The following is a 10,312-nucleotide window of genomic DNA, read 5'->3' as shown; positions in this document are numbered from 1 at the left end:
CCTGGGCGCACCTCGCCGGACACGCCCCCGCCCCAACCCCCCGGGTTCAGAAGAGCAATTCGGCCGGGGCCAGATGCCCAATGCCGCACCAGGCACCAGTCCCCGGCGCCCGGTCGACCGACCCGGCCGCCTAGGGTCCGGAGGCGTGGAGGTCTGGTTCACCCCGTCGTGCTCGAAGTGCCGCACCGCGAAGACGCAGCTGGACGAGGCCGGCGTCGGCTACCGCCTGCGCCGCTACCTCGACGATCCGCCGACCGAGGACGAGCTGCGCGCCGCCCTCGCCGCGCTGGGCCTGGACCCCTGGGACATCACCCGCATGGCCGAGCCGCGCGCGAAGGAGCTCGGGCTGCGGGACGCCCCGCGCGACGCCGACGCCTGGATCCGCGTGCTCGCGGAGAACCCGCGGCTGATCCAGCGGCCCATCGTGCTCGGCGACGACGGCCGCGCCTGGGTCGCCCGTGACGACGACACCCTCCGCCAGGTCGTGGCGGCCGCTCCCCGCCCCGGGAACTGACGCCGGCGGCTCACCCCGCAGCGGTCCACCACGGGGGGCGCGCCGCGGTCTCGGGGACGTCGTCGTCCCGGCGGGCGTGCTCGCGGCGCCGAGCGACGGAGGCGGCGGCCCCGAGCCACACGGCCCCCGCCGCCGACAGCAGCGCCCAGCCGACCAGCCACGCCCACCACGGCATCGCGCACCTCCTCCGGTGCCCCACGCTCGCCGAGGGCACCGGGCCGCCACAACACCCCGTCCAGGGGGTCCCGGCGGCCGGCCTCAGGAGAAGCGCGGGTCGGGCGGCAGCCGCGGGTTGAGCAGGTGCGCGACCAGCGCCGTCCAGCCGGTCTGGTGGGAGGCGCCGAGTCCCTCGCCGGTGTCGCCGTCGAAGAACTCGCTGAACGTCGGGTGCCGCTGCCACAGCGGCGACTCGGTCGCCTCGATCCGCTTGCCGTCGGCCGGGCGCTTGCCCTCGACCGGCCGGAACAGCCCGGTGAGGCTGCCGTCGACCAGGTCGGCCGCCTCCACCAGCGTGCGGCGCTGCCCGGAGCCGGTCGGGATCTCGATGGTGAACGAGTCCCCGTAGAAGCGGCCCAGCGTGCGCAGCTTGTCGGCGAGCAGCACGTTCACCGGGAACCACACCGGTCCCCGCCAGTTCGAGTTGCCCCCGAAGAGCTTGGTGCGCGACTCACCCGGCTCGTACTCGATGGAGACGTCGCGCCCGCCGACCTGGGCGAACACCTGCCCGGTCGCCTTCGACAGCGAGCGGATGCCGAAGGGCGACAGGAACTCGTCGGTGTCGAACATGCGGCGCAGGATGCGCTCCAGCCGGTCCCGGTCGACCAGCGAGAGGAGCATCTTGCGCCCCTCGGGCGCCGACCGGCTCAGCAGCGGGCCCATCAGCTCCGGGCGCCGGCGCTGCAGCCAGCGCAGCTGGTTGGCGACGTCGGGGCACTCGGACTGGATCCACGCGGGCACCTCGGTGGCGCCCAGGATCGGCAGCAGGCCCACCATCGAGCGCACCCGCAGCGGCTCCGCGGTGCCGTCGGGGGCGACGAGGACGTCGTAGAAGAACCCGTCCTCCTCGTTCCAGAGCGACTCCTCGTGCGTGCCGAAGCTGTTCATCGCCTGCGCGATCGACAGGAAGTGCTCGAGGAACTTCGTGGCGGTCGAGTCCCAGGCCTGGTCGAAGCGGGACAGCTCCAGGGCGATCTTGAACATCTGCTGGCAGTAGAAGGCCATCCAGCTCGTCGCGTCGGACTGCTCGAGCCGGTAGCCGGGCGGCAGCGGCGCGGAGCGGTCGAACAGGGCGATGTTGTCCATGCCGAGGAAGCCGCCCTCGAACAGACCCGAGCCGGTCGCGTCCTTGCGGTTGACCCACCAGGAGAAGTTCAGCAGCAGCTTGGTGAACACCCGGATGAGGAACTGCCGGTCCCGGTAGCCGTCGATCCGGTAGACGTGCCAGGCGGCCCAGGCGTGCACCGGGGGGTTGACGTCGCCGAAGGCCCACTCGTAGGCCGGCAGCTGGCCGTTGGGGTGCATCGCCCACTCCCGGCACATGAGGACCAGCTGCTCCTTGGCGAAGTCCGGGTCCACGTGCGCCAGCGGGATGCAGTGGAAGGCGGTGTCCCACGCGGCGAACCACGGGTACTCCCACTCGTCGGGCATCGAGATGACGTCGGCCAGCGCCAGGTGCCGCCAGCCGGAGTTGCGCCGCCCCCGCCTGCGCCGGCTCTCGGGTGCCGAGAAGTCCGGATCGCCGTCCAGCCACTGGGAGACGTCGAAGCGGTACAGCTGCTTGGTCCACAGCAGGCCCGCGTAGGCACGCCGCGCGACGTGCCGGTCCTCGTCGGACAGGCCCGGGTGGATGACCGTGCCGTAGAACTCGTCGGCCTCGGCCCGCCGGGCCGCCAGCACCGCGTCGAAGTCTGCGCCGAACACCGCGTCGTCCGGGTCGGCCTGCCGCAGCCGCAGCCGCACGGTCACCGTCTCCCCCGGCGCGACGGCGTCCCACCGGTACCAGAACGCGGCCTTGGTGCCGGTGTCGGCGGGGTTGACCCCCGAGCGGTCGCCCGCGACGACCCGGCGGTTGATGCCGTCCTTCGGGTACCTCGTGGAGTTGCGCCGCTCGCCGAAGAGGGCGACGGCGTTGGTCTCGTTCTCGCAGAACAGGACCTCCGGCGAGCCCTCCGCCGCGAGCACGTAGCGCCCCAGGTAGCCGTGCTCGCACTCGACGGCCTCCAGGCCGGGCACCGTGAGGGTCGGGGCGAGGAGCTGGTCGATGCGGCCCTGCCGCTTGTCGCCGCCCCAGGACCACGTGTTGCGGAACCACACCTGCGGCAGCAGGTGCAGCGGAGCCGCCTCGGGCCCGTGGTTGGTGGCGGAGACGACGATGCAGACGTCCTCCGGCGAGGCCTTGGCGTAGGTGACCTGGACGTCGAAGAACCGGTCGCCGTCCAGGACACCGGTGTCGGCGAGCTCGTACTCGCGCTCGAGCCGGCTGCGGCGGGCGTTCTCCTCGCGCAGCTGGGCGTAGGGGTACTCGGCCTGCGGGTAGCGGTAGAGCCACTGCATCCAGGAGTGCGTCGGGGTGCCGTCGACGGCCCACCAGTACTCCTTGGCGTCCTCCCCGTGGTTGCCCTCCTCGTTGGTGAGGCCGAACAGGCGCTCCTTGAGGATCGGGTCGCGGCCGTTCCAGAGGGCGACGGAGACGTTGAGGAAGCCGAAGCGGTCGCAGATGCCGCCCAGCCCGTCCTCGCCCCAGCGGTAGGCCCGGGCGTGCGCGTGGTCGAACGGGAAGGAGTTCCAGGCGTCGCCGTCCTCGGAGTAGTCCTCGCGGACGGTCCCCCACTGGCGGCCGGCCAGGTAGGGGCCCCACGTGCGCCACGGCGACGCCATGCCGGCCGACTCGGCCAGGCGGTCGTGCTCGGCGGTGCGCGGCGGGGTGCCGCCCGCGCGCGGGTCGTCCGGCACGCCGGGTGCTGCAGCGGTCACGGGCCCACGGTGCCACGGGGACGTTCCCGGACGGTGACCTCGCGGGCACGGTCCGTGTCTCCTGTGGTCGGGGGGACCAGAGGGTCGACTCGTGACGAAGCCGTCCGTCCGCGCGGTGCCGCCCACCCTCCGGCCGCGGTCGGCGGGGCGGGGTCGAAGCGCGCCACCTCGCCCAGCGCCTCGCCGAGGTAGGCCACCGCCTGCTCCGCCCGTCGCGCCCCGTCCTCCGCGGTGGCCCCGCGGGCGTCGCCGATGACCCCGTCCGGGCCGAAGTCGTCCGACGTCCAGCCGAAGGCCACCGATCCGCCGAAGCGCACGTGCCGGTAGCCCGCCAGGTGCTCGGGCACCCACCGGCCGGCCTTCCCCATGTCCACCAGGTCCGGGCGCAGGTGCAGCATCAGGGAGGTCTCCTCGAACCCGCCGTGCACGCCCATGCCCAGCTCCCCGGCCGGGCTGGTGCCGCCCTGATCGACCGGCGGCCGCGGGTGCAGCGTGAAGGTGGCCAGCCCCGTCTCGACCCGGATGTCGCGGGCGACGACCTGCAGCAGCGCGGAGTTGCCGCCGTGGCCGTTGAGGAACGCCAGCCGCCGGGCCGGGGTGGCGGCCACGCTGCGGCCGAGGTCGCGCAGCACCGCGGTGAGGGTGTGCGCGGACAGCCAGAAGGTGCCCGCCGACCAGGCGTGCTCGTTGGACTTCGTGTACGCCAGCGGCGGCAGCAGCCACAGGTCCAGCTCGTCGCCGAACCGCTCCACCGCCCGCTCGGCCAGCGACTGCGCGGTGATCAGGTCGGTCGCCACCGGCAGGTGCGGGCCGTGCTGCTCGATCGCGCCGGTCGGGAGCACCAGCACGCTGTCGGGCCGCAGGGCCTCCGCCAGCGCCGGCGCGGTCAGCTCGGTGAGCAGTCGGGTCGCCACCCCGGGCAGGCTAGGGACGCCGCGTTGCCGGCAGGTGTCGCGCGGGCGGCCCGCCGTCACGCGGCCGGAACACCGGCCTGCCAGGGTCCTCCCCCGTGCTCAGCGTGCGCGCCGCCGTCACCGTGTGGACCGGGACCGGGGAGGAGCGCGCCGGCGCCACCGTCACCTGCGGGGACGACGGCCGGGTGAGCGCGATCGGCTCCGGGACCGACGACGCGGACGGCGCGGTGCTCGACGCCTCGGGCTGCGTCGTCACGCCCGGGCTGGTCAACGCCCACCACCACCTGCTGCAGACCGCGTTCCGCACGCTGCCGGGCACCCGCGGCGTCCCGATGGCGCGGTGGCTGCCGGCCATGGCCGCGGCGTACACCGCCGCGGGCGTCGACGAGGAGCTCGTGCACGCCGCGGCGTCGGCCGGGCTGGCCGAGGCGCTGCTGTGCGGGGTGACCACCGTCGCCGACCACCACCTCACCTGGCCACGCGACGCGGCGGACGGCGGCGTACCGCTGGCCCGGGCCGCGGCGCGGGCCGCGCGGGAGACCGGCGCGCGGCTGGTCTTCGTGCGCGGCAGCGCCGGGGACGCCGCGGAGGCCGCGGCCGCCTCGGCGGACGCGATCGCCGCCGCCCTGGTGCCGCACGGCGGGGTGACCGCCGACGGGGTGCTGCAGGTCGCCGTCGGCCCGGCGGGGGTGCACAGCGACGGCGCGCGGACGTTCCGGCTGCTCGCCGACGTCGCCGCACGGCACGGGTTGCGCCGGCGCACCCAGGCCAACGAGCAGGTGGACGTGGTGGCGGCGCTCGAGCGGTACGGGCGCAGGCCGCTGGAGCTGCTGGCGGACTGGGGTTGGCTGGCGCCCGACGTGACCCTGGCCCACCTCTGCGACGTCGCCCCCGCCGAAGTGGCCACTCTGGCGGGGAGCGGGGTGACCGCCACGCACGCGCCCGGCTGCGACCTGCCGATGGGCTGGGGCGTGGCACCGATGGCGGCGCTCGCCGACGCGGGCGTCCCGGTCGGGCTGGGCACCAGCGGCGGCGGCTCCAACGACGCCGGGCACCTGCTCGCCGACGCCCGCCTGGCGATGCAGGTGGCGCCCGTGGCGGGCCGGCCGGTGGCCGCACGGGAGGTGCTCGGCTGGGCGACCCGCGGCTCGGCCGACGGCCTGGGTCGCCCCGATCTCGGCCGGCTGGCCGTCGGCGCCCGCGCGGACCTCGTGTGCTGGGACGTCACCGGGGTGGCCGACGCCGGGGTGGCCGATCCGGTCGCGGGGCTGCTGTGGGCCTCCCCCGGGCGGCGGCCCCGGCACGTCGTCGTCGGCGGGCGGGTGGTGGTCCGCGACGGCGTCCTGCAGACGACGCCCGAGGCCGGGGTCGCCGGGCGGCTGCGGCAGCTGCTGGCGGCGCGCACGCCCCGGTGACGTGCGCGTCACCGGGACGCAACGCGGGCCGGGCAGCGTGCGGGCGTGACCCGCCTCCTCGTGCGCGACGCCGTGCTGCTGACCATGGACCCCGAGCGGCCCGAACCCTTCCGCGGCTGGTTCACCGTGGACGGCGGGGGCCGGATCGCCGCGATCGAGCCCGGCGACCCGCCCGCGGACCTGGTCGCGGCGGCGGCGCGCGTCCTCGAGCTGCCCGGGCGGCTGGTCGGGCCGGGCTTCGTCTCCGCGCACAGCCACCTGTTCACCTCCGCCTCGCGCGGGCTGGGCACGGAGCGCTCGCTGTACGGCTGGATCGAGGCGATGACCCGGTACACCGATGCGGCCGACGCCGACGACGTCTACTGGCTGACCCGGCACGGCGCGCAGGACTTCGTGCGCAACGGGGTCACCACCGCCTACGACTTCACCTCCGCCGGGCTGCCCTTCACCGCCGGCACCGGCGACGACCGGGCCCGGTACGAGGCCGCGCTGCCCGACACCGCCTTCACCCACGCCCAGCTGCGCGCCAAGGCCGACGCAGGCCTGCGGCACGTGCACAGCGTCATGCTCGGCCAGGGCGGCGTCGCCCCGGCCGAGGCGCTGGCCCAGCTGGACGACGTCGTGGACGCCGCGGGGGACGCCGATCCGGCGCTGCACCTCGGTGTCGCCGTGAGCGGCACGGTGCAGTGGGCCGACGATCCCTCCGCGGCCGACCTCGAGGTGGCGGCGATGCGCCGGCACGGGCTGCTCAACCAGCCGCACTTCCTGGAGACGCCGCACGACGTCGAGGCGCAGCGCGCCCGGTTCGCCTGGTACGAGGAGGCCGGCGCGCTGGGCCCCGACCTGGTCTTCGGCCACTTCGTCCAGACCACCGACGAGCTCGTCGCCGCGGCTGCGGCGGCCGGCTGCGGGATGAGCTGGCAGCCGATGAGCAACGGCCGGCTGGCCTCCGGGGTCGCGCCCGTCCCCCGGATCCGGGAGCTCGGCATGCGGGTGGGCATCGGGCTGGACGACCAGTCCTGCACCGACGTCAGCGATCCCTTCGCCAACATGCGGACCGGGCTGGCCCTGGTCCGGGCGACCTGGCGCGACCCCGCCGCGCTGCCCGTGCGCGACGTGCTCGAGCTGCACACCCGCGGCTCGGCCGAGGTGCTGGGGATCGACGACCGGGTGGGCACGCTGCGGGCCGGCCGCTTCGCCGACTTCCTCGTCGTCGACCCGCGCGACCCCGACACCGGGCCGGTCTGGGACGCCTACGGCACCTACGTGCTGGCCTGCTCGCTGCGCAACCTGCACCAGGTGTGGGTGGGCGGCGAGCAGGTGGCCGACGGCGCCCGGTTGTGCGACCCGCAGGCGCCGGTGGTGGTCGACCAGGTGCACGAGCGGCTGGCCCGGCTGGCGGCGCAGGTGGACCGACCGACGCGGTGACGCCGGGTCAGTCGTCCGCGGTCTCGGCGGCCCGCTGCTCGCGGAGCGCGGCGAACACCGACCGGCGCACGCGATCGGCGTCACGTTCGGGCAGGTCGGTGAACTCCAGCGAGATCACCCACTCCCCTGCCCGGTCCTGCAGCCGGACGACCCGGCCCCGTGCCGTGACCACGTCCTGCTCGCCGAGGGCGATCGCGACGGTGAGGATCGTCCCGTGGTCGGGCGGCAGGCCCCACCCGTCGACCCGGGCCCGCAGACCGGCCTCGCTCACGTCCTCGGTCACCCCGGCCAGCTGCCCGCCCGCCCACGGAGCGGTCACCGGCAGGACCGCCGCGGCCCGCACCGCCTTGCGCCGTCGGCTCCGGGCGCTGGGACCGGTCACCGACAGGTGCCACAGCGGCGACCCGTTCCCCGACACCTCGGTGACCTTCGCCGGCAGGGAGCGCTCCTCCTCGGTCCCGGCCCAGTAGACCTCGACCAGATCGCCCGGCCCGACCGACGTCCCGGGCAGGAGCCCCTCGGGCCGCACCACCAGCACGTCGCTCCCGGAGGACTCGACGCCGGCCGCCACCGTCACCGCGCGGGTGATCAGGGCCACGTCAGCCGCGGCGCTCGCCGGCGGCCGGTCCCGGTGGGGCTCGCTCATCTCAGGATCTCCGTCCCTGTCGGCGGACGCGGCTGGCGGGACGCCATCCCGTCGTGTCCGACCAGCGTGTCAGCGCCGCCCCGCAGGTGGGAGGCGGCGCGCCGACGGGTACGGGCCGTTCCGGTACCGGCAACGGGGCGGCAGACCTATCCTGCGTCCGGGGCACCTCCCCGTGCCCCTGTCGTTGTCGGAGGCCCCGATGACCCTGCGCGTGCGGCTCCACCGGTTCGAGGGCAACACCGCGCAGGCGGCGCCGCCGGGGCCGGACGGGCCCGCCGCGCCCGACATCCTCGGCTTCCCGGCCGAGCCGGACGACGAGGACGACGGCGAGGGCGACGAGGACGACGGCGAGAGCATCCGCGCCGGCGCCCCGGCCGCGCCGCTCGTGGTGCTGCGGCGGCGGGACCCCGTCGCGGGCGTGGCGTTGCTCGGGGCCGGCGGCGCGGCGGCGGCGAGCCTCGTCCTGCCGTGGACGCATGCCGACGGCGCGCTGGGCGCGTCGCTGATGCGGGACGGGCTCGAGGCGCCCGGGTTCGCGGCGCTGCTCGAGGACGGCCCGTGGCCGCCGGTCGCCGTCGTGGCCGCCGGGACCGCGCTGCTGCTGGCCGGCCTGCTCCCCTGGCGGCGGGCGCGCACCCACCGCGTCGCGGGGGTCCTGGCCCTGGCGGCGGCGGCCCCGGCCGTCGCCGGTGTCCTGGTGCTGCTCGCGGAGGCCGGCTGGGACGCCGGCCGCGTCGGCGCGGGGGCCTGGTGCGCCGCCGCGGTCGCCGGGCTGGGGCTGCTCGGATCGCTCAAGGCGATGCTGACCCTGCCCCGGATCACCGCCGCGGCGGCCGGCGACCTGCCGCCGCCGGGCTAGCGGGAGCCCTGCTGGCGGCGGGCGACCAGCACGAGGCCGCCGAGGACGAGGGCCAGCGGCGCCCACGCCGGCAGCGAGAAGCCGCCGAGCAGGAGCGAGGCCACGAGCAGGAGGACCTGAAAGGCGAAGTAGAAGCCCGCCAGCAGGACGACCCAGAACAGCACCGGCCGCTCGTCCTGCAGCCGCTTGAGGTAGTCCATCTCTTCTCCTCGCTCGCGCGCTCCGGCGAGCGCATCCACGGAGGACAACGCCGCCACGGGCCCCGCTCGTTCCCGGGTCTCCCCCCGCCGGAGGAGACCCGGGACACGGGCGCGGTCAGACGGCTCCGATGGACATGTCGATGAACTCGTTGGTGGCGATGTCCTGCGGCGTGAGGCCCTCGGCCGGCGGGGTGCCCTGCTCGGTGAAGATCGGCGTCGTCTGCTCGATGAGCGTCTGCAGCCGGGCCTCGTCGAAGTTGCCGTGGGTGTCGTCCTCGCCGTTGCCGGAGATGCCGAGCTCGTCCATGGTCGCGACCGAGTACTCGGCGACGCCCTCGCTGTACTGCCAGCCGGTGTCGTACTGCTCGACCAGCTCGAGGATCAGCTCGTTCGCCCCGGCCGGGTCGTCGATGTAGTCCAGGTCGGCCTGCTGCATGAGCGGGACGAGCTCGGTCAGGCAGCCCGACAGGGCCTCGAGCTGGTCGGCGCGGACCGACAGCGACGACGCGTAGACCTGGAACCCGGCGTCGTGGACGAGCTGGTACTCGACCGGCCTGCCCCAGGCGTCGACCTCGTTCTCGTAGATGTAGGGCTCGGCACTGGCGTAGCCCTGCTGGGCGTCGGCGCCGTCGGAGGCGACGAAGGCGGCCGGCGTCCCGTCGTAGCTCCCGTCGAGCTGGTCCTCCCGCAGGATGCCGGCGCCGACGAGGTAGTCCATGTACGCCGAGCCCTCGAAGTAGCGGACCGTGGCGTCGGTGCCGGCCAGGTCGGCGATCTCGTCGACGTCGGGGTACGTCTCCGGGTCCCACATGATCATCTGGGGCGACTTCTCCAGCTGGGCGAGGACGCCGACGGTCGGCTGGCTGCCCGACAGCTGGATCGCCTCGTCGGTGTCGACGTAGCCGAGGGTGATGGCGTCGTCGGAGTACATCTGCGCGCTGACGGCCTGGAAGCCGATCGCCGGACCGCCGGCCCGCACCTCGACGAGCACGCCGGTGCTGGCGCCCTCGCTGTCGACCAGCGTGCCGGTGACCGACTTGGCGCCGGCGTCGATCGCGGAGTCGTCGCCGACCAGCTGGTAGATGCCGCCGTGCTCGGCCTCGGGGTTCCAGTCGGTCTGGATCACGACGGTGTCGGGACAACCGGCGGCGGCCAGGTCGGTCTCGCCGACGTCGCCGCTGGGTCCGGCGGGCGCCGCGGAGCCGCTGCCCCCGTCGTCGTCCCCGCCGCAGGCGGAGAGGACGAGGGCGAGGCTCGCGGCTGCGGCGAGGCCGATCGAGGTGCGGGTCCTGCGCACGGGAACTCCTCCAGGGGTGGGGTGGGACGGCGTCCCCGCGGAGCGGGGCGCCGTACGTGAAGGGGC

The 10,312-nt window shown here is 75.4% G+C and carries 10 protein-coding genes; 4 read left to right on the top strand and 6 right to left on the bottom strand.

The genetic code is table 11. The features are described from left to right. Positions 1 to 145: 145 nt before the first annotated feature. Complete coding sequence (locus ACK586_RS15145) at positions 146 to 514, top strand: ArsC/Spx/MgsR family protein (RefSeq protein ID WP_409331322.1); 369 nt, start codon at positions 146 to 148, stop codon at positions 512 to 514. Positions 515 to 524: 10 nt separating this feature from the next. On the opposite strand, the gene ACK586_RS15140 is transcribed toward ACK586_RS15145, so the two are convergent. The 3 genes from ACK586_RS15140 to ACK586_RS15130 form a co-directional block, all read right to left on the bottom strand. Beyond that, positions 525 to 689: a hypothetical protein gene (locus ACK586_RS15140; RefSeq protein ID WP_409331321.1), complete on the bottom strand. Its 165-nt coding sequence runs from the start codon at positions 687 to 689 to the stop codon at positions 525 to 527. 83 nt (positions 690 to 772) lie between these two features. Then, positions 773 to 3,487, bottom strand: coding sequence for an MGH1-like glycoside hydrolase domain-containing protein (locus ACK586_RS15135; RefSeq protein ID WP_409331320.1), 2,715 nt, complete (start codon positions 3,485 to 3,487; stop codon positions 773 to 775). Beyond that, the gene (locus ACK586_RS15130; RefSeq protein ID WP_409331319.1) at positions 3,484 to 4,401 is read right to left on the bottom strand and encodes a creatininase family protein; all 918 of its coding nucleotides are present in this window, start codon (positions 4,399 to 4,401) and stop codon (positions 3,484 to 3,486) included. The genes ACK586_RS15135 and ACK586_RS15130 overlap by 4 nt, the downstream gene beginning before the upstream one ends. 95 nt (positions 4,402 to 4,496) lie before the next feature. Between ACK586_RS15130 and ACK586_RS15125 the strand changes: the two genes are divergently transcribed. Both ACK586_RS15125 and ACK586_RS15120 read left to right on the top strand, forming a co-directional pair. Continuing rightward, positions 4,497 to 5,816, top strand: coding sequence for an amidohydrolase family protein (locus ACK586_RS15125; protein ID WP_409331318.1), 1,320 nt, complete (start codon positions 4,497 to 4,499; stop codon positions 5,814 to 5,816). Between the two features lie 45 nt (positions 5,817 to 5,861). Beyond that, positions 5,862 to 7,244: an amidohydrolase family protein gene (locus tag ACK586_RS15120; RefSeq protein ID WP_409331317.1), complete on the top strand. Its 1,383-nt coding sequence runs from the start codon at positions 5,862 to 5,864 to the stop codon at positions 7,242 to 7,244. Between the two features lie 7 nt (positions 7,245 to 7,251). On the opposite strand, the gene ACK586_RS15115 is transcribed toward ACK586_RS15120, so the two are convergent. Then, the gene (locus ACK586_RS15115; RefSeq protein WP_409331316.1) at positions 7,252 to 7,890 is read right to left on the bottom strand and encodes a PilZ domain-containing protein; all 639 of its coding nucleotides are present in this window, start codon (positions 7,888 to 7,890) and stop codon (positions 7,252 to 7,254) included. 199 nt (positions 7,891 to 8,089) lie between these two features. Between ACK586_RS15115 and ACK586_RS15110 the strand changes: the two genes are divergently transcribed. Then, positions 8,090 to 8,749, top strand: a complete 660-nt coding sequence (locus ACK586_RS15110) for a hypothetical protein (RefSeq protein ID WP_409331315.1) — start codon at positions 8,090 to 8,092, stop codon at positions 8,747 to 8,749. Here ACK586_RS15110 and ACK586_RS15105 read toward each other — a convergent pair. Continuing rightward, complete coding sequence (locus ACK586_RS15105; protein WP_409331314.1) at positions 8,746 to 8,949, bottom strand: hypothetical protein; 204 nt, start codon at positions 8,947 to 8,949, stop codon at positions 8,746 to 8,748. The genes ACK586_RS15110 and ACK586_RS15105 overlap by 4 nt on opposite strands. Before the next feature lie 115 nt (positions 8,950 to 9,064). Continuing rightward, a complete protein-coding gene (locus tag ACK586_RS15100; protein WP_409331313.1) occupies positions 9,065 to 10,246 on the bottom strand; it encodes an ABC transporter substrate-binding protein in 1,182 nt (393 codons plus the stop codon). Positions 10,247 to 10,312 lie beyond the last annotated feature (66 nt).

Source organism: Trujillonella humicola (genome assembly GCF_046233715.1).
In the GTDB taxonomy this organism is placed as follows: Bacteria; Actinomycetota; Actinomycetes; order Mycobacteriales; family Geodermatophilaceae; genus Trujillonella; species Trujillonella humicola.
Note: the sequence above shows the minus strand (reverse complement) of the source record. Positions and strands in the feature narration are given on the sequence as shown.